Here is a 19,486-nt window from a genome sequence, read left to right as displayed (position 1 = left end):
ATGTTACTTTGAGAAAAGGAGATTATTTTTAATGAACAAGATCAAACGGTTGTTAGGGTTTTTTTTGCTAGTTTCTTTATGCGTGTCGCTTTTCCCTGCGTTTGCTAGTGCTAATCAAGTATCATTATTGAGTGGAAAAACAGTGCAGGTTGGATCGAGTCATACCAACTATATTACTACTACGACTGCGGTAACTGATAATAACCTCGCAACAGGGACATCTTTAGCAAAGGGAGTTTCCGATACGAGCATTAAAGATACTATTACCTATGATTTCTCAAGTGTTCAATCTATTGATAGTTTCAAAATTATTATTGCTGGATATACAAATCAATCTTTCGCAATCGTATTTTATGGTGCAAACGCCACCGAGTTAGCAAAATACAATTTAACAACGTTCACAAGTAACGATGGCGTATATGAGTTACCCCAGAGATTAACGGGAGTAAGGAAAGTAGCGATTTGGAATAACCATACTGCTGCACAAACAGTATTAGAATGGGATGTTTATCGCGATGTAGCGCCGATAAGCCCAGAGTTATCTGCCTCAGCAGGTAACGAATTAGTATCATTAAACTGGAATTCTACGGATGCTCGTTCTTACACTATTCAGCGAAGCACAACTGCTGGAGGCCCATATGAAGTTGTAGCGGATAATGTGACCTCTACTAGTTATATTGACTCCAATGTAATTAATGGGACAACTTATTATTATGTTGTTGTTGGTAAGAACAATGAAGGTACTAGCCCAATTTCTAATGAAGCTTCAGCAACAGCAACAGTAAATGCGCCGAATGCTCCTACAAACTTAACTGCTACTGGAGATAATGAAAAACAATCAATTAATTTACATTGGGATTCTGTTACGGAAGCGACGTATTATCAGGTAAGCAGATCTACAGTTGCTGGTGGCCCATATAATACCATTGTAAGTGATGTAACTGGAACTTCTCTCGAGGATTTTGATATAGTTCAGGGAATAACTTATTACTATGTAGTCATCTCCGTAAATCAAGGCGTAGTTAGCCAACTATCTAACGAAGCCTCTGCTAAACTCGAAGTACCTGATTATGGCCGAGCAATACTCACGATTTATATCGCCGGTGGACAAATAAAGGAATATGACCTCTCGAGTGCTGAGCTAAATGCCTTCATCTCATGGTACGATGCTAAGGACGCCGGATCAGGTCCTTCTAAATTCGCATTTACAAAGACGTGGAACAAGGGGCCGTTTAAAGCACGCACCGAATATGTGATCTTCGATAAAATCCTATCGTTCGATGTGGATGAGTACGATGTAGCTGTTGAAGAATAAAAGGATCAGCCCGGGGGCTTCGGCTCTCGGTTTTTTTTTGTTTGCTTGTTGTAACCTTTGGTGAAATTCTAAAGTGACGGGGATGCACGAAATAGCGCGGCGGCATCGAGTTACAGAAGCAAATTCGAGGCCTCGGGTCGCATTTCGGTCGCTGACCCGGGGCGCTCTGCGGTTATTTCTTCTTCGCCTGTTTGGCTCGGTTCAGTCCCGCGTATCCGATTACGAGACCGAGAACCAGCACCACGATGCCTACGGGAACGTTCACCATTAGTATGTCGATGATACCGAAGATGACAAGCATCAGGCCGAAGATGGATAATGCGTGCGGATTTTGTTTCATGGGACACCTCGCGTAAGAAAGTTAATGTTATCTATTATAACGTATATTCTTATCATTGGCTTTTAAGAGGCCGCATATATTAGTGGCAATATGCTGTCTTAAGGAGCGGTTGCCGTGCCGATGATCCCGAATTTCCCAAGCGATTTGCTGGAGGAGCATAAGCGATGGCATCACGAGCATCACGACATCGATATCAACCGGCCGCCGGCCGGTTACGGACTGGCGTTCCTGAACTTCCATCGCGGGTATATCAGGAGGGTGCTATCTTGGTATGGCCGGAACGGATATCCTTCGAATTTATTGGAGCCGTGGGCGAGCGTGCCCGAGGCGATTCGGATGTCCCCCTGCTACAACCGGGCTGCCGAAGCCCGCATTCTCTACGAGCCGCAGTCGTTCGCGAGCGCAGACGAGCTCGGCAGGTTCATCGAATCGTCCGGCATCCACGGGTGCATCCATGAACAGGCCGCGCTGCTCTACCGTAACCCCGAGCTTAACGATTTCGATTTGGCGCCGCGCCATACGGAATTTTATAATTGGCACGGGATGATCGATCGCTGGTATCAGAACTGGGAAGGGCTTGGCAGGTTCCGAGACGGGATGGCGTACTGGTGCGGCCCGTTCGACTCGGCCGATAACGAGGTGCTGTTATACAGGGAATCGGACGATACCTGGTGGCTCGGCCAAGTGCAATCGGGCGATTCGATTAACCGTTCCCCCGTAACGATGCTGGAATGGTCGGCGATCGGCGAAAGCCGAGCTTACGGCCGGTTCGGAGACGGACGACCGCTTCGCGTATGGGACGTCGACGGAGACGGCAAGCTGGAGGTCGTATTCCGCGACCCGGTAGACGGAAGCTGGCGAACGGGCAAAATAAAAGACGGCCGTCTGCAATGGCAGTCGATCCGTCTATAGATGCAACGAGGAGCATTCCTTCCGGCTAAGCCAACTCGCGCAAGCGCTTGAACACATCGATGTAATAGCCGGAATCCCGAGGGACGAACGCGGCCTTGGTCACCGTCGTTTCGCTCGGGCTAAGCCGACCGTCGCGCGAGACTGCGCCTCTTGCGCGAAGCTCATCCACTGAGCCCTCCATCAGCGCGATCAGATCGCGAGCCGATGCCTCGTATATGCCCGCCACTTCTACCTCTTGCAGCCGGAACTGCGCGAGCTCCCACTGGGCGAAATACCCGAACACGCCGCTGATTTCCCGATCGATTATTCGTTTGCCGTGATGGACGCCTTCGTGATCCTCTTTGAACGTAATCAAATACGCGAGCTGCTCGAAACCGACCTTAAGGCCGATCTCCTCTTCGAGTTCCCTGACGGCGTCTTTCGGCGATTCTCCGGCCGCGAGATGTCCCGCGACCGTAATATCGAAACAACTCGGATTCGTGTCCTTGTCCGCGGATCTTTGTTGGAAGAGGACGATCGCCTCGCCGTTCTCTCCCGGCCGTGCCAGCCAGCAATGAAAAGTGCGGTGCCAGTAGCCGTGCGCATGAACAGCTTCGCGCGCGGCTGTGCCGATCCACCGGTCATTCTCGTCGTAAATATCGAGAATTTCGCCCGTCATCTATGCGCGCGCCCCGGCAGCCTGTCCGTCTTCCGTTACGTCGGACGTGCAATGCGAGCACCGTCTTGCCGCAATCGGGATTTCGGACAGGCAGTACGGACATTCCCGCGTAGTCGGCTCTGCGGCTGCAGGCTCCTCGGCATTTTTCTTCCGCGCCAACCGGTTAATGAATTTGACGAGCAGGAACACGCAGAAAGCCACGATGACGAAATCGAGCACCACGTTGATGAACTGGCCGTAGGCGATGACGGCCGCGCCGAGTTCGTTGGCTTCCGCGAGCGTTTTCGGCTGCACGCCGTTCTCGAACGTCTTGCTAGTGTCAAGGTTAATGAACAAATCCGCGAAGTCGACGCCTCCGAGCAGCTTCCCGATCGGGGGCATAACGATGTCGTTGACGAGCGAAGTGACGATTTTGCCGAACGCCGCGCCGATAATGACGCCGACGGCCAAGTCGACGACGTTGCCGCGCATCGCGAACGTTCTGAATTCGCCTAACATGGATTTAAACATGGGAGGACCCTCCTGTATAAGCTTATTTTTGGAAAAGGATTTTGGAGCTCATCGTCGAATGGTAATACATAATGGAGAACGATGTCTTGCCAGGCGAAGGAGTGTATTATGTACGGTACAGGCGCGGTCGGTCCTGTCTTTTTTTTGCTGCTGGCACTGTTGATCAGCATACTCGCATCTTATACGATGTTCAACTTTATTGGCAATCTCAAACGTACGAGCGGCGGATTTCGCCAGTTCTGGCTGGCAGGCGGCGCGTTCGTTTTCGGCATCGGGATATGGGCGAAACACTTCGTCATGCTGCTGGCGCTCGAACAGACGCTATACTTTGACTGGACGATGCTCGTCGCGCTGTTTTTTATTATTTTTTTCTCGTTGATGACTTTCGTCTTGCTGACGTTCCAGGGGGTTGTCGCTTACCGCTTGCAGCTAGGCAGCCTGATCTTGGCGACCGGCATCGCGTTCATGAGTTATTTCACGATTTTCGGGCAACCGATCCAGAAGCTTTCGGCCCAGCCGTCCTACTTGATTCTGTCGCTGCTGGCGCTGTTCTCGGGCACTTACGTGGCATTCCTCCTATCCGAAATCAACAATAAGAAGCTTAAATGGTTATCCAGTATTATTCTTGGTACTTCCGCCATCGTCGTTCAATGGTTCGGCAATAAGGGGATGCAAATCGAGTATTCCCAGTTTTACACGGAAGACAAGCTTAATGCGGACATTTCTCTTCTTGCGATTATTATCGGAATCGGAGCTTTGCTTATTTTGCTGTCGACGCATTTTACGTGGTACATCGATAAACGGCTAGGCCAGATGGACGAACGTTACCGTCTGCTCGTCGAGAACTCCCTGGATACGATCGCGATCTTCAAAGGCGGGCATTGGGCGTTCGTGAACGAAGCGGGGCTGAGGATGTTCGAGGCGGACCAGAGCAACGACTTGGTAGGCAAGTCGATCTATGCGTTCCTACCGGTTCGCGACCATATCAAGGTGAAGGAACGGCTGAATAACCTGGTTGTCACGGGAGGCGGCAAGCCGCTCGAGCAAGAGTGGTATACGTTGAACGGGAAAACGCTCCATACCGAGATCGTAGAGACGATAACGACGATCGAGAACGAGCCCGCGGTGCAGGTAATCATCCGGGATATATCCGAGCGGAAGAAGAACGAGGAGCTGCTGATCAACTCCGAGAAGCTGTACGTCGCCGGCCAATTGGCAGCGGGAATCGCGCACGAAATCCGCAATCCGCTGACGTCTCTCAAAGGTTTCCTGCAGCTCATCGCGTCGGGGCGCAAAAACAACAGCACCTACTACGACATCATGAATTCGGAGCTGGATCGCATCGAAGACATCGTCAGCGAGCTGCTCATGCTGTCCAAGCCTCAGGTATACGATCTCTCTTATCAGGATTTGCGGGTGATGATGCGCGATACGGTGACGCTGCTCGAGACGCAGGCCATTCTGCACAATATCGCGATCGAGGCGGAGTACGGCACGGACCCGCTATGGATTTACGGCGTGGAAAATCAAGTGAAGCAAGTGTTCATTAACGTGATCAAAAACGCCATAGAGGCGATGATAGACGGGGGATCGATCCGGATCAAGCTGTACCGGGAGAACGACAGCATCTGCGTGCGCATTCGCGACGAGGGACCCGGCTTCGGGGAAGACCAACTGGCCAAGATCGGGCAGCCTTTCTACACGACGAAGGAGAAGGGGACCGGCCTCGGCCTGATGGTGAGCTATAAGATCGTCGATAATCATCAAGGCCAAATCAACGTCAACAGCGAAATCGGCAAAGGAACGGTATTCGAAATCACGTTCCCGTTCCGCTATCCGGAGAACGTCGTCAAGAAGACGAGTTGACCCGGCAGCAGCTCCGCTTGAAGCGGGGTTGCTCCGGAGGGCTCTCCGTCGCCGTAAGCGAGGAATCGTCCGCTCGGCTCGATCGTCACCTGGCGCCCCTTAAGCAGCGTAACGTTACGCAGCTTAACGTGGGCGCCTTTTAGAATCGTCGGGAATACGAACAGGATGCGCCATAGGCTGCAGCCGTGGACGACGCACACGTGCAATTGTCCGTCGTCGAATCGCGCATCCGGGCATATGCGCAGCCCGCCTCCGTAGGAAGCGATGTTCGCGACGGCGGACAGCCATCCGCGCCGGAACCGATGAACGGTGCCGTCAACCGTTATCGTCATGTCGGAAGGAGAGAACTTCGCGAGCCCGCGGACGAATCCGATGAGATAGGCCAGGGAACCGATGCCCAGCCTGTTGCACCAGCGTTTGTAGCGCGAGCCGTTCACGTCGGCCGCGACCGCCCCGTCCATTCCGACGGCGATCGCCGTTATCGTGACTTGCGTCTCGAGGCCGGAAGTCGACGCGATCGCATCGGTTAATCGGGTCCGACCGGACACGATAATGTCCAGCGCCTGAATCGGATCTCGCGGAATACGGAAAGCGCGCGACGTATCGTTGCCGGAACCGGCGGGAATGATGCCGACCGGAATGCCGGTGCCTACGAGCAGCGGAAGAAGGCCGTGCAGCGTGCCGTCGCCTCCGACGACCGCAATCGCTTTCCATTCGGTGTCGCTTAATTGCGCTGCGGTTCGCTCGTAAGCATCTTGTCCGTTGCTCGATAATACGGCCCTGTAGGTTGTACCCCGTGCCTGTAATCGCTGTTCTACTTGCCGCCATACTTTGGCGCCTCGGCCGTTGCCGGAATTCATGTTCACGACGAACAGAATCAAGGGGTCACGTCTCCTCGGTTATGCGGGTGTGAGCTCATTATAAAGGGAGTTCCGAGGGGATGGGAAGATCAAGTTAAGCTGTTCGCGGGACATGCTATAATTAACCATGTAAGTGATGAGGGTTCATCAAGGAGGAACGATCGTGGCCGAGCCGCTTAAGGCGATCTATCATGAGGCATTCATACAATCCTTCGCCGATAAGGTGAAAGGCGCATATCCTTCGTTCGATAAGCAAGCGTTCATCGAAGCCGTGTTGGGCCCAGGTTGGGACGAGCTCGAGCTCAAAGGCAGAATGCGCAGAATAACGTTAAGCCTTGGGACGACGTTACCGCCCGATTACGAGAAAGCGCTTGATATTCTGCTTGCGATATACGACACGTGCGGAGGGCTGCCGTATATTTTCTTCCCGGATTTCGTGGAGGTGTACGGTTTAAAGGACTGGGAGCGTTCCGTCCTTGCGCTGGCGAAATTCACGAGTACGTCAACCTCGGAGTTCGCGGTCAGGCCTTTCGTGAAGAGGAATCAAGATCGCATGCTCGCGCAAATGCTTGCATGGGCCGACGATTCCGACGAGCACGTGCGACGGCTCGCCAGCGAGGGCTGCCGCCCGCGGTTGCCATGGGCGGATGCGCTCCCCGCGTTAAAGCGCGACCCGGAACCGATTATTCCGATCTTGGAGAAGCTCAAAGCGGATTCGTCGGATTACGTTCGCCGGAGCGTCGCGAATAACTTGAACGATATATCCAAAGATCATCCCGAGCGCGTCGTCGAGATCGCGAAGGCGTGGATCGGCGATAACGAGCGCACGGACCGGGTGCTGCGCCACGGCTGCCGCGGTCTGCTGAAAGCGGCTCATCCGGAAATCATGGCCTTGTTCGGCATGGCGCCGCCGACAGGCGTAACGGTCGAGAGCTGGACGGTTACGCCGAACGAGGTCGCGATCGGCGATTCGGTTCGGTTCCGTTATGCGATAAGAGTTCCTCAGGGCGAGCCGGTCAAGCTTCGAATCGAATTGGCGGCTTATTTCGTCCGTACGACGGGAAAGTCTTATCGCAAGCTGTTCAAGCTTAGCGAGAAAGTCGTCGGCGGAGGCTCGCTGCAGGAGGGCGGGCGCAGCTTCTCGTACGCGGACTTGTCTACGAGGAAGCATTATCCGGGGCTGCACAAGCTTGCGCTCGTCGTGAACGGGCAAGAGTTGGCCGACGCCGAGGTTATGCTATTAACCGCCGGAGAGCTGGCGCCATGACGATCGGTGCAAGAGTGCTCAAAACCGGACTTGCCGTCGCCGTAGCGTTATGGGTCGGGATGCTGGTCAAGCTGGACACTCCTCTTATCGCCGCGATCGCCGCTATTTTTACGATTCAACCGTCTATCTATCGTTCGTGGGTGCAATTGCTCGATCAACTGCAAGGCAATATGATGGGCGCCGCGATCGCGATCGTCGCCGTCTGGTCGGTGGGCAATTCCCCGATATTGGTCGGCGGTGTCTGTATCGGCGTCATTCTGTTATGCCTGCGGCTGCGGGTGAAAGAAGATGCGATCGGCCTTACGCTCGTCACCGTAGTCGTCGTGATGGAGGCGCAAGGAGAAAGCTGGCTGCTGGCGTTCGATCGGTTGGCCGCGATCCTGACGGGCATCGTATCGGCGTTCGTCGTCAACGTCGCGGTTGCTCCGCCGAGGCACCGCAACCGGTTCGTAAACCGGGTTCAAGAAGCGGAGGCGCTGTTGTCCCGGTTGCTTCGCACCGCCATCTCCAATGAACTGAAGGAAACCGTGTTTCAGGACGAATACAAGCGGATTCGCGGAATGTTGCGCAAGCTCGAGGAGTTCTATGCTTTGTTCGCGGAAGAACGGGTATGGCGGCGAGAGGTTCGGCTTCAGCGAGCGCGGCTGCTTATCGTCTATCAAGGCATGATTGCCGCTTTGGAGAAGGGCGTCTCCCTGCTCGACGCCGTAGAGGAGATTTACTTCAGCGTCTCGACGGCTCAAGCGTGGAACCGGATCATCGATCGCCAGATCGAATCGCTGTGCGGTTACCATGAGCAGCTCATGTGGAAGTGGCAGGGCAAGATGAAGCCCGGCTCGCATGCCGCGGCGCCGCCCGAGGAAGTGTCGATGTTGTTGTCCGAGATGATCGTAGACCGCGATGAGAGCGACCCGACGTCCCGCGCCAAGCTGCTCGTCATCACTTCCGCCGTCTTCTCCTACGAGCAGCAGCTGCGACGGTTGGACAAGCTGATGGAGCAGTGGCTCCAGCGGGAGGAGAGAGGTCACGCTTCCGACATAACCGTTAGGGCGGAATAGCGGCATGTGGTGCCGCTAATGAGGCGCGACAGCGAGAGCGAGCGGAATAGCGGCACCAGATGCCGCTAATGAGGCGCGACAGCGAGAGCGAGCGGAATAGCGGCACCAGATGCCGCTAATGGGGCTCGATAGCGAGAGCGAGCGGAATAGCGGCACCAGATGCCGCTAATGGGGCTCGATAGCGAGGGCAAGCTGATTAGCGGCACCAGATGCCGCTAATGGGGCTCGATAGCGAGGGCAAGCTGATTAGCGGCACCATATGCCGCTAATGGGGCGCGACCGCGAGTGCGAGCGGAATAGCGGCACCAGAAGCCGCTAATGGGGCGCGACAGCGAGAGCGAGCGGAATAGCGGCACCAGATGCCGCTAATGGGGCGCGACCGCGAGTGCGAGCGGAATAGCGGCACCAGAAGCCGCTAATGGGGCGCGACAGCGAGAGTTGACGGAATAGCGGCACCAGATGCCGCTAATGAGGCGCAACCGCGAGAGCGAGCGGAATAGCGGCACCAGATGCCAATAAATGTTGCAATAAACAGAAAATACTTATATACTCACATCAAACGCGTGAAGCACACCGTCCTTTCCCCGACTGGGGATTGGGCGGTTATTTTTTTGTCCAAGGAGGACGATGTTAGATGGGTAACTTCGAGAAAGCGTACACGGCGTGGTTAGAAAAGCACAAGGCTGCAGCGAGCGGGGAAAGATTACGCAGATTGGTAAAATGTCATGGGTTCGGAGAAAAGTTCCTAATCGAACAGGTTTTATGGCCGGTATTGGGCACTCTTGAGCATTTACACCCGGAGTACGAAATCATCGGCAGCGACGGAAATCGTTACTTCATTGACACGGCTTTGATCCGATTACCAAGACCGACCGGAATCGAGTCGGATAGTTTTAGTTCTCATGCTAGAGATATCGACAGGGATCAATTTGCCCGGGGGCTGGACCGTCAGAACGAAATTGTTCTGTCGGACTGGAACATTCTCCGATTTTCCGTCGATAAACTTAAAGATAATCCGATCGGGTGTCAAAATACGATCCGCAGAATGCTTGTTTGTTGGTATGGTGACGAAGAGCCATATATGCGCGGCTTGAACATCTATCAACGGGAAATTGTGCGTGCCTCGATTCGGTCCGCTACACCGATCTCAATTGATGGCGCTTGTCAGTTGCTCGGCAAAAAAGACAGATTTACGCGTACGATATTGCAATCGTTGATCAACATGAATCTACTCGAAGCGGCTTCGGGAACGGAGCGAATTCACCAATACCAATTAGTTTCAAGCAGACGATGGGGATGAAGAAAAAGCGCCGCTAATCGGATTCGAATAGCGGCGCTCTCCACCATCACTCAAACGTAAATGTCTTGCTCCAAGTAACGCCTCCGTCGGAGGACGTGTAGAGGACGGAGGACTGGGAGCCGTCGGTGTTGATCCACCAGATGCGGTCGGCGTCTTCGGCGCCGATGAGCTGAGGACCGTTGCCGGGAAACTCGGCAGGCAGGTTTACCCAAGTTTTCCCGCCGTTCGTCGTCTTACCCATCGTGTTGCCGTTGTCGCAAGCGTTGCATCGGCCGCCCATGAACGCCACCTTCGTGCTGACGACGTTCAGCGTGCCGGGGCTGGTGCCGTTATTACGCGGCACCTTCGTATCTTCATCCATCTTGTAGCCGGGAGCGGGACCGGAGCCGGCTTGGTTGTTGGCGAGTACGGGAGTCCACGTTTTCCCTGCGCTCATCGTAAGGAAGAGCGAATACGAAGTCTGGCTCATGCCGGAATCGCCGATCAACTCGATCCATGCGTCATTGCGTCCGACCGAGCGGATGACCGTCCCCGTAACGGGAGCGACGGTCGAACGGGAATATACGGCGTTCCAGGACTTCCCGCCGTCGATCGTGCGCATGAATTTGAACTTTCCGCCATTGAACGCGACAACCCATCCGTTCTTGGCATCATGGAAATAAGCGTCCCCTACGGTATTCGCCGGAAGCTTATATTTCGCCCACGACAAGCCGCCGTCGATCGTATGCGCGTCTCCGCTGAACGCTTCGTTCGCGGAGACGAAATGAAGAAAGCTATCGTTCGGCACGGTACCGGATTTCGTCCATTGGCGTCCGCCGTCCGTCGTTCGGAGCAGAACGCCGGTGTCGAGCTTCGCCCATGCCTCGTTCTTATTCAGAGCGAATAACTGCTTGACCGTGGAGCCGTCTTCCCATTGCTTCGTCCAGCTCTTGCCGCCGTCGTCGGTACGCGCGATCCAACCTTCGCCGCCGGTCCAGCCGGACATGAAATCGGCGAGCCGCATCGCGGTTGCGTTGCCGAACTTGCCTCCAGGACTCGAATCCGGCGATGATGGGGGCGGACTCTCGGAGGCAACCGGAGAGCTGCTTGGCTGTTCGTAGCTTGGCGGAGCGGATGCGGCCCCGTCGGGAACGGCGCTCGGCGTAACCGCCGGAGTCGTTGACGTGGTTAACGTTTCGTTGCCGCCGCCGAAGCAACCGGATAGCGCGGTTACGATCAAGAGAGAGGCTAGCGTCAAGAGCAGTCTGTTATGGAGTTTCATGTTGTTCCACTTCCTTTCGAATAACGATTAGACGGCGCAGGCTTCGCGAAGGTTACCGGCCGTCTCACCCCATTTTTGCCCATTATCCGAAAAATAAAAGCTGCCCCGAAGCAAAGGAATCGTTGCTTCGCAAGCAGCATTCTGTTCTCGCTCTTATTTCTTGCCGCGGTCCATCTGGCGCCTCGGACTGTCGATCTTGCCTAGCTGGTCCGTATCGTTCGCTTTGGGCACGAGTCTCGGGTCGGTTCGGCCGTCGTGGTGGTTCTCGATATTCAGCTCCGTAAGCGTCCATTCCGTCTGTCCCACCATGAGGTCGGAGGGAAAGGTATCTCCTCGGTTGAGATGGACTTCGGCGCCCCATTCGTTCTCGTAAACGCCGTCGACTTCGACTTTTTCGCCCGTGAAGGGCGGCAATCGCTTATCTTGACCCAATGTATACGCCCCCCTTACAATCCGTGTTTAGGATAGGCGGCGCGATCCGCCTCCGATTGAAGCTTGCGCGCTTGCTCTTGGCCTTGACCGGACCGGTCGGCTTTCGATTGGGCAATGCTAGCCTCCAGTTGCTTGCGGGATGGGTGTTCGCCCGACATGGCTGTGTCCTCCTTCGCGATGAATACTCGCATAGGTTGCCACGGAAGCGGGGGCGTTATGCCGGCACGGATTAAGTGAACCGCGCCTCCAGCTTACGGCCGGCGATCCACATGAGAAGCAGAATCGCGACGGCCATGACGATCCGCCAAGGGTTATCGACCATCGCCCTGAGATCGTGGCCGAGGAACGATAGCGTGAATATCATGACCGCTTTCCCGAGCAGGACGGCGGTGAGGAACGTGTGCAGAGGTATTTTGGACAAGCCTGCGGCAATGTTGACGATGACGGAAGGCGAGAACGGGAAGCAAGCGAGCAGGAAGATCGGCGTGAACCCTTTGCGTTCCACGAAATCGAAGAACTTCCCGGCCTTCGGAAACCGACGCCGGATTCGCTCCCCGTACCGTACGCTAAGCTTGCGAGCGATCATGAACACGAGTAACGAACCGAGGGAAACCCCGACCCAAGAATAGAGGAAGCCCAGCCACATGCCGTACGCGGAGGCGTTGGCCACGACGAACACGACAAGCGGCAAGATCGGCAGGAAAGCTTCAAGCAGCGGCAGCAGAATGCCGGGAAGCGGTCCAAGCTCGGAATAACGATGGAGCAAGCTCTCGATATCATCTAACGTAGTGCCTTTCAGTACGGTAATCCATTCGTTCCAACGTTCGGACAAAAGGGACAACAAAGTAGACATGAGGTCAGGCTCCAATCCTCGGTTCAAAAATTAGCGGACTGCATGAGGCGGCTCTTCGCCCCGAAACAGCCGGAATGGGAAAAAGACGTAGAACGTGCTGATGAAAATGAATAGAATGCCGGTTAACCCGACGACCGACGACTGGCTGAAGCCGGTCGCAATCACCCCGCCGATATACGGACCGATCATGCCGCCGATGCCTTCTACGGTAGATAGCACGCCCCAGCCAAGGCCTTGTTGGCCCGGGGGGATATAGGCGGCAAGCAGGGCGTTCCAAGCAGGCAATACGGCCGCGTATGAAAAGCCGAGCACGAGCGCGCATAACATCGCGAGTCCGACCGGAGGCTTGACGGTTAAGGCGAACATCACCGCTCCGAAGAGCAGAAAGCCGATGATGAGAAACCATTTTTTGCCGAGTGCGTCCGACAGCTTGCCCATCGGGATAAGACCGATTGCCGTGCAGCCGCCGCCGATTAAGAGCAGTAAAGAATATTGATTGGCCGACATGCCGAGATCGTTCACCGCGAAGCTGGGCAAGATCGGCATTAACATCCCCGCCGCGAGCGTCTGGAGCACCATGCCGGGCAGCAGAAGCTTCATCTCCCGCAACCTGCTGCCCAGGATGGACAACTGCCGCCGGAACGGCACGACTTCCACGCGAACGCTGCGGTCTCCGGCAATGCACAATGATAGCAGCGCGGCGACTAGCGTTACGCCAACGAGAACCCAATAGGTCAATTCCCTGTCGTAATCGAGCAACAGGTTCGTCACGACCGGGCCGGTACCGAGACCTACTAGCCAGACCGTGTATAAGAATCCCATCTGCGTAGCCCGGCGATCCTCGCGGACTTTCGTCAGGCAGACGATCCATAACGGCGAAATCCCGACCCCATAGACTGCGGCTGCCGAGATGAACATCCATGGAGCGTCCGCGAATTGAAGCACGGCTATGCCGATCAGAGAGAATAGCGATCCGATGCTGACGATCGCGCGAACCGACAGCTTGTCGAGCAAATAACCGATGGCAAGCTTAACGACGGTATCGGTTACGAATGAAGCGGTAATGGCCGCGCCGATCACGTCGAGATCAAGGCCGAGCTCTTGCTCACCGTAGATCGGCAGAAAGCTGATGAGCGCGGCTCCGCGTACGAATTCGACTAAGAACAGAATGGCGATATGTAGCGGCATGTCCGATAGCAGCAACGATTGCTTTGAGGCAGTTTTCACTCGTGGAGCTCGCTCCTTTGGGAAGATCGGCTTCGTATGAGCGGTACGGAAGCTCCTTCCATTATATGCAATTGGCGAACGATATCCAAGACGATCCGGTCTTACGCCTAGTTTGCGCATATGAGCAACGTTACTATAAGCTCCACCGTCATTCGGTTACAATCAGATCAGCAGGTTGAACAGCAACGGGTCCTTGTTCAGCTCGACGAACTGGAAGCCTTTGCTTACCATTCGTTGGAGCAGAGGGTCATAGTCTTCGGGGCTCTTCAGCTCGATGCCGACAAGCGCCGGACCGTTCTCCTTGTTATGCTTTTTCGTATATTCGAATTGTACGATATCGTCGTTAGGACCGAGCACGTCGTCGAGAAATTCGCGAAGGGCGCCTGCCCGTTGCGGAAAGTTGATCATAAAATAATGCTTCAGCCCTTCGTAGATCAGCGAGCGTTCCTTGATCTCTTGCATCCGGTCGATGTCGTTGTTGCCGCCGCTAATGACGCAGACGACGTTCTTGCCGCGAATTTCCTCCGGATCGAGCGCGGACAGCGCGGCGACGGTGAGCGCGCCGGCCGGCTCGGCGACGATGGCGTGTTCGTTGTACAGTTCGAGAATCGTCGTGCAGACGCGGCCTTCCGGGACGACTACGATGTCGCCCAGCAACTCTCGACAGATGGCGTACGTGAGATCGCCGGCGCGTTTGACCGCCGCGCCGTCCACGAACTTGTCGATCTCGTCCAGCGTGACGACGCCGCCTTGATCGAACGCTTTACGCATAGATGGCGCGCCTTCCGGCTCTACTCCGATGATGTGCGTCGCCGGGCTTGTCGCTTTGACGTAAGAGGCGACGCCGGCAGCCAGTCCGCCGCCGCCGACCGTAAGCAGCAGCACGTCGATATTCTGGATACCGCCTTCGACGATTTCCTTGCCAACGGTTGCGTTGCCTGCGACGATACGAGGATCGTCGAAAGGATGGACGAACGGCATATCGTGTTCGCGGCTCGCGCGGCTCGCTTCCGCGTAAGCATCGTCGAACGTGTCGCCGATGAGACGGATGTCGATCTGGTCTCCTCCGAACAGCTTCACTTGATTAATCTTCTGCCTGGGCGTCGTCGCAGGCATATAGATAATGCCTTTAATGCCGAGCTTGTAGCAGGAGAAGGCCACCCCTTGCGCATGGTTGCCAGCGCTGGCGCAGACGACGCCGCGGGACCTCTCCTCGTCCGTCAGCGAGGAGATGAGGTTGTACGCGCCGCGAATTTTGAACGAACGCACGATCTGCAAATCCTCGCGCTTCAAGTAGACGTTGCAGCCGAATTTATGCGACAGCGCGCGGTTGAGCTGGAGCGGCGTCGGCGCGATCACCTCCTGCAGCACGCGGTGCGCGCTCAGCATGTCGGCCAAAGGTACGGTAACTCCGGAATCGCGTTGCGTCATGAGAACATCATCCTTTCGTTTGCCGGCAAGGGCGTGTAGGGTTAGTATGCTGCAGCAATCGGTCGTGCGGGCGAAATAGAGTCGCATGGTGATCTTATTTAGCCGAGAAACGGTTATGCGGGCGAAATAGAGTCACGTGGTGATCTTATTTATCCGAGAAGCGGTCATGCGAGCGAAATAGAGTCACGTGGTGATCTTAATTAGCCGAGAAACGGTCATGCGGGCGAAATAGAGTCACGTGGTGATCTTAATTAGCCGAGAAACGGTCGTGTGAGCGAAATAGAGTCACGTGGTGATCTTATTTAGCCGAGAAGCGGTCGTGTGAGCGAAATAGAGTCACGAGGTGATCTTATTTAGCCGAGAAGCGGTCGTGTGAGCGAAATAGAGTCACGAGGTGATCTTATTTAGCCGAGAAACGGTCGTGCGGGCGAAATAGAGTCGCATGGTGATCTTAATTGCGGAAAACAAAAAAACCGCCCCCTGAATAGGGACGGAATTCGCTCCGTGGTACCACCCTCGTTCCGAAAGTTTCGCGATCGGCGAAACAAACGGCACTCGTTCGTCGTATCGATATACGACGCTTTCCCGTAACGGGGGATTGCGTCCGCGCTTACGGCGAAGTTTCGGCGCGGCTTCTCGGGGAGGATACCTGTTCCTGGCTTCAACCGCCGGCTCTCAGCCAATCGCCGGCTCTCTGTCGGATGAAACGGAAGGACGGCGCGTTCCCGTCAATGAATTTAATTTCTGTTATACGCTTCCAGTACGAGGTTGTCAATCGGAATATTCAGAGTTACCGAAGGAGTTGCATTATCGTTGAGAAAATGGCTCGTTAGACTCGTCGTCCTCCTCATTGTCGCCGTGATCGCCGCCTTGGCGGGGTTGTTTTATATTAGGCCGACCGAACCGCTGGATTTGAACGCGCGCACGGTGCCGATCAAGGAGCGGGCGCTCGATATGGTGAAGCGCACGTCGCTCGAGTTGATCGTAACCGAAGCCGACGTGAACAATCTGCTGAAGGCCAAGCTGGCGGAAGATCCGATCGTACGGCAAGACATCGAGGTGACGGGGGCGAAATTCACGGTTCTCGGCGATTTGCTTGTCGCGGATTTGAACGTGCTGTGGAAAGACCTTGTTCCATCGACCTTGCGGATCGTCTATCGACTGAGCTGGGACAATCCGAACATCGTCGCCACAGTCGAAGAGGCGCGCATCAAGGGAATCTCCCTGCCGAATTCGGCCGTCGCGGGCTTCGTCGTTCCGCTGGGCGACGAGCTGCCGAAGCCATTAAAGGTCGAGAGAGTCGAGTGGGGCGTCGGCGATCTTAAGGTAAAGCTGAAGAAGCCGTCGTTAATGGATTTGAAAGCGTTGCTGTAAAGAGAAAGCATTCGATGGGGAGCTTAACAGCGGAAAATCGCTCTAGAAGCAGTGTCGGGCATTCCGGCGCTGCTTCTCATCATAAGGCGGACAAGACATCGAAAACAAAGATTGACAGAAAGATAATGTAAGCGGTATCATGATGGCAATAAGATCTTGAAAAGCTTTTCAGAAACTCGAGCGGGGTTCAGAATGAAACCAACCATTAAAGATGTCGCAAAGCTTGCGAGCGTGTCCATCAGCACCGTATCCAGGGTAATGAACGCCCCCGAAACCGTGGTGGACATCAAGAAAGAGCGCGTTCTAGCCGCCATCGAAGAGCTCAAATATAAACCGAACGCGCTGGCAAGAGGTTTGATCTATAAGAAAACCAATACGTTAGGCGTGGTCATTCCGGACATTCGCAACGCCTACTACGCCGATATTATCCGAGGCATGGAGGATGCTTCCAAGAAAGCCGGATACAGCCTCGTCATCTGCAACACGGACACGGACCGCAACCGGCTTTTTTCTTACCTCAACACGTTCTACGAGAAGCAAATCGACGGTCTTCTGTATACGAGCAACCCGATTTTTCCCGATTATTATAAAGAACTGAAAAGGCACCGCATGCCTGTCGTCCTCGTCGCTACCCATTCGATGGAATACGAGCTTCCGTCGGTCAAGATCGACGATGAGCAGGCGGCTTACGACGCGACGCGCTATTTGATCGAATCCGGTCACCGCCGGATCGGAATGATCAGCTTCGACCTCGGAGACAGCATAGCCGGCCAGACTCGGTATCAGGGGTATGTTCGCGCGCTCAGGGAATATAACTTAGAGTTGAAAAGGGACAATATTTTTTTCGTGAGCGAGTATTCACACGATCCCTATGACGCCGCGGAATCCCTTTTCCGGCAAGCCTCCGATTTAACTGCCGTGTTCGCCGTTTCGGATGTGCTGGCGATGGGGGTGCTCAGCTACTTGAACGATAAGGGAGTATCCGTTCCGAACCAAGTTTCGGTCGTCGGCTTCGATAACATTCGTCTGTCCGCTTATACCGTTCCCAAGTTGACGACGGTCGCGCAGCCGATGTACCAAATCGGATATCGGGCGGTGGAGAAGCTGCATGCGAGAATTAACGGACAGACGGATGCGGTGCTCCGGGAAATCGTCCCCCATGAAATCATTGAGCGAGCGTCGACGGCGCGGCTGTAGAGAGTCGGAAGCAAGCGGTCGAATGTTGTTGAATTCTGAAAAGCTTTTCAGACTCTGCGGACGACGCGCAATTCGCGAAGGTAAACTACGCTGGGAGGTGGGGAATCCTACAGATAACGGATACGATGCAGACGATTCTTTGAAGCAAGCAACACCTAAATTCAGAGAGGGGTAACAAGAATGATAAAGACGAAAGCCTGGACGACTTCGCTCGTAGCGGTACTCTCGCTTTCCATGCTGCTATCGGCATGCGGAGGCAATAACAATAATAATACGGAGCCTTCCCCGGCGGGTACGACCCCGGCCGGCACCGAAAGCCCGTCGGCTTCTCCGAGCGAGGCGACCGGCGGAGCGCTGGCCGATGCGCTGGCGGGCAAGTTCAAGGGCACTAAAGTGACGATGTTCGGACCGTTCGTCGACGCAGACCAGGTGCAATTCGAGGAAGCGATCAAAGATTTCGAACAGAAATCGGGCATCGACATCGCCTATGAAGGTTCCAAGGAATTCGAAGCGACGATCAACGTTCGCGTCAACGGCGGCAACGCGCCGGACATCGCGGACTTCCCGCAGCCCGGATTGCTGGCGAATATCGCCAAGTCCGGCAAGGTCATCGACATCTCCACGATTCTCGACCAAGCGACTTTGAAGAAGAAATACAACCAAAGCTGGCTCGACATGGCGACCATGGACGGCAGCAACGGCAAGATCATGGCCGGCATCTGGGCCCGCAGCAGCGTGAAGAGCCTGGTCTGGTACAACAAGAAGGAATTCGAGGCGGCAGGTTACACGGTTCCGAAAACTTGGGATGAGCTGCTCGCGCTTACCGATCAGATCGTCAAGGACGGCGATCCGGCGTGGGCGATCGGCATCGAGTCCGGCGCCGCCACCGGTTGGCCGGCTACCGACTGGGTCGAGGACATTATGCTTCGCACGACCAGCCCGGAAAATTACGATAAATGGGTCAAAGGCGAGCTGCCGTTCACGGACCCGATCGTGAAGAACGCGGTTCAGAAAATGTCCGAGATTTGGCTTAAAGAAGGCGCCGTCTACGGCGGTCAGAAATCGATCGTATCGACGGCGTTCGGCGACTCCCCGAAAGTGTTGTTCGACAATCCGCCGAAAGCATGGCTGCATCGCCAGGCAAGCTTCATTACGAGCTTCTTCCCGGAAGGCTTGAAGACGGGCGAGGACTACGACTGGTTCCCATTGCCTTCGATCGATCCGCAATACGGCACGCCGGCGCTCGTGGCGGGCGACATCTACGCCATGTTCAACGATCGTCCGGAAGTGCGCGCGGTCATGGAATTTTTCACGACCGGCGAATCGATCAAAACTTGGATTCAATCCGGAGGCGTCATCGCTCCGATGAACGACGCCGATCCTTCTTGGTATTCGACGGACGTCGAGCGCCGCATGGCCGAATTCGTGCAGAACGCAACGGCAATCCGCTTCGACGGCTCCGACCTGATGCCTGGCGCGGTTGGCGCAGGCACCTTCTGGAAGGGCATGACCGACTACGTCAGCGGCACGGTTAACCTCGATAAAGCGATGGAAGAGATTCAAGCCGGCTGGCAGAAGTAACGCACCGAAGCAAGCAATAGGGAACGGGGGACACGCGAATAAAG

Annotated in this window: 19 protein-coding genes; 9 read left to right on the top strand and 10 right to left on the bottom strand. The window is 55.1% G+C overall.

What is annotated here, in order from left to right; genetic code table 11:
• Positions 1–31: 31 nt before the first annotated feature.
• Positions 32–1,315, top strand: coding sequence for a fibronectin type III domain-containing protein (locus tag COHPA_RS24375; RefSeq protein ID WP_027086047.1), 1,284 nt, complete (start codon positions 32–34; stop codon positions 1,313–1,315).
• A gap of 172 nt (positions 1,316–1,487) precedes the next feature.
• Here COHPA_RS24375 and COHPA_RS25545 read toward each other — a convergent pair whose 3' ends face one another.
• On the bottom strand, positions 1,488–1,655 hold the full coding sequence (locus COHPA_RS25545; RefSeq protein ID WP_156926635.1) for a hypothetical protein: 168 nt from the start codon (positions 1,653–1,655) through the stop codon (positions 1,488–1,490).
• A 114-nt stretch (positions 1,656–1,769) separates the two neighbouring features.
• On the opposite strand from COHPA_RS25545, the gene COHPA_RS24370 reads away from it, so the two are divergent.
• Positions 1,770–2,567 (top strand): hypothetical protein, encoded by a 798-nt coding sequence (locus COHPA_RS24370; protein WP_027086046.1) that lies wholly within the window; start codon positions 1,770–1,772, stop codon positions 2,565–2,567.
• 25 nt (positions 2,568–2,592) lie between these two features.
• On the opposite strand, the gene COHPA_RS0110025 is transcribed toward COHPA_RS24370, so the two are convergent.
• Positions 2,593–3,225 (bottom strand): NUDIX hydrolase, encoded by a 633-nt coding sequence (locus COHPA_RS0110025; protein WP_027086045.1) that lies wholly within the window; start codon positions 3,223–3,225, stop codon positions 2,593–2,595.
• Entirely contained in the window at positions 3,226–3,735 is a 510-nt protein-coding gene (gene mscL / locus COHPA_RS0110020) for a large conductance mechanosensitive channel protein MscL (protein ID WP_027086044.1), read from the bottom strand.
• Between the two features lie 108 nt (positions 3,736–3,843).
• Here mscL and COHPA_RS24365 point away from each other — a divergent pair, with 108 nt between their 5' ends.
• A complete protein-coding gene (locus COHPA_RS24365) occupies positions 3,844–5,601 on the top strand; it encodes an ATP-binding protein (protein ID WP_027086043.1) in 1,758 nt (585 codons plus the stop codon).
• On the opposite strand, the gene COHPA_RS0110010 is transcribed toward COHPA_RS24365, so the two are convergent.
• Positions 5,568–6,482 carry a diacylglycerol/lipid kinase family protein gene (locus COHPA_RS0110010; protein WP_027086042.1) on the bottom strand — a complete coding sequence of 305 codons (915 nt, stop codon included), beginning with the start codon at positions 6,480–6,482 and terminating at the stop codon, positions 5,568–5,570. The two genes, COHPA_RS24365 and COHPA_RS0110010, sit on opposite strands and share 34 nt — an antisense overlap.
• 142 nt (positions 6,483–6,624) lie before the next feature.
• Here COHPA_RS0110010 and COHPA_RS0110005 point away from each other — a divergent pair, with 142 nt between their 5' ends.
• The 3 genes from COHPA_RS0110005 to COHPA_RS24360 all read left to right on the top strand — a co-directional run bounded on the left by COHPA_RS0110005 (position 6,625) and on the right by COHPA_RS24360 (position 10,086).
• On the top strand, positions 6,625–7,728 hold the full coding sequence (locus COHPA_RS0110005; RefSeq protein WP_027086041.1) for a DNA alkylation repair protein: 1,104 nt from the start codon (positions 6,625–6,627) through the stop codon (positions 7,726–7,728).
• The gene (locus tag COHPA_RS0110000; protein ID WP_027086040.1) at positions 7,725–8,786 is read left to right on the top strand and encodes an FUSC family protein; all 1,062 of its coding nucleotides are present in this window, start codon (positions 7,725–7,727) and stop codon (positions 8,784–8,786) included. Before COHPA_RS0110005 ends, COHPA_RS0110000 begins: the two co-directional genes overlap by 4 nt.
• A gap of 634 nt (positions 8,787–9,420) precedes the next feature.
• Positions 9,421–10,086, top strand: a complete 666-nt coding sequence (locus COHPA_RS24360; protein ID WP_027086039.1) for a hypothetical protein — start codon at positions 9,421–9,423, stop codon at positions 10,084–10,086.
• Positions 10,087–10,132: 46 nt separating this feature from the next.
• Here COHPA_RS24360 and COHPA_RS0109990 read toward each other — a convergent pair whose 3' ends face one another.
• From COHPA_RS0109990 to ilvA, 6 genes are all read right to left on the bottom strand, one after another.
• On the bottom strand, positions 10,133–11,347 hold the full coding sequence (locus COHPA_RS0109990; protein ID WP_027086038.1) for a WD40/YVTN/BNR-like repeat-containing protein: 1,215 nt from the start codon (positions 11,345–11,347) through the stop codon (positions 10,133–10,135).
• 153 nt (positions 11,348–11,500) lie between these two features.
• Positions 11,501–11,779, bottom strand: coding sequence for a hypothetical protein (locus COHPA_RS0109985; RefSeq protein WP_027086037.1), 279 nt, complete (start codon positions 11,777–11,779; stop codon positions 11,501–11,503).
• Positions 11,780–11,793: 14 nt separating this feature from the next.
• On the bottom strand, positions 11,794–11,937 hold the full coding sequence (locus COHPA_RS25820) for a hypothetical protein (RefSeq protein WP_169733259.1): 144 nt from the start codon (positions 11,935–11,937) through the stop codon (positions 11,794–11,796).
• A gap of 71 nt (positions 11,938–12,008) precedes the next feature.
• Positions 12,009–12,632, bottom strand: coding sequence for a TVP38/TMEM64 family protein (locus tag COHPA_RS0109975; protein ID WP_027086036.1), 624 nt, complete (start codon positions 12,630–12,632; stop codon positions 12,009–12,011).
• Between the two features lie 30 nt (positions 12,633–12,662).
• Positions 12,663–13,859 (bottom strand): MFS transporter, encoded by a 1,197-nt coding sequence (locus tag COHPA_RS0109970; RefSeq protein WP_027086035.1) that lies wholly within the window; start codon positions 13,857–13,859, stop codon positions 12,663–12,665.
• A gap of 162 nt (positions 13,860–14,021) precedes the next feature.
• Positions 14,022–15,290: a threonine ammonia-lyase IlvA gene (ilvA, locus tag COHPA_RS0109965; protein WP_027086034.1), complete on the bottom strand. Its 1,269-nt coding sequence runs from the start codon at positions 15,288–15,290 to the stop codon at positions 14,022–14,024.
• 813 nt (positions 15,291–16,103) lie between these two features.
• Between ilvA and COHPA_RS23310 the strand changes: the two genes are divergently transcribed.
• The 3 genes from COHPA_RS23310 (at position 16,104) to COHPA_RS0109950 (ending at position 19,442) form a co-directional block, all read left to right on the top strand.
• A complete protein-coding gene (locus tag COHPA_RS23310) occupies positions 16,104–16,664 on the top strand; it encodes a hypothetical protein (RefSeq protein WP_027086033.1) in 561 nt (186 codons plus the stop codon).
• Between the two features lie 192 nt (positions 16,665–16,856).
• Complete coding sequence (locus COHPA_RS0109955; RefSeq protein WP_027086032.1) at positions 16,857–17,861, top strand: LacI family DNA-binding transcriptional regulator; 1,005 nt, start codon at positions 16,857–16,859, stop codon at positions 17,859–17,861.
• A gap of 180 nt (positions 17,862–18,041) precedes the next feature.
• Complete coding sequence (locus COHPA_RS0109950; protein WP_027086031.1) at positions 18,042–19,442, top strand: ABC transporter substrate-binding protein; 1,401 nt, start codon at positions 18,042–18,044, stop codon at positions 19,440–19,442.
• The last annotated feature ends 44 nt before the right edge of the window (positions 19,443–19,486 follow it).

Origin of the sequence: Cohnella panacarvi Gsoil 349 (assembly GCF_000515335.1) — a bacterium.
In the GTDB taxonomy this organism is placed as follows: domain Bacteria; phylum Bacillota; class Bacilli; order Paenibacillales; family Paenibacillaceae; genus Cohnella; species Cohnella panacarvi.
Note: the sequence above shows the minus strand (reverse complement) of the source record. Positions and strands in the feature narration are given on the sequence as shown.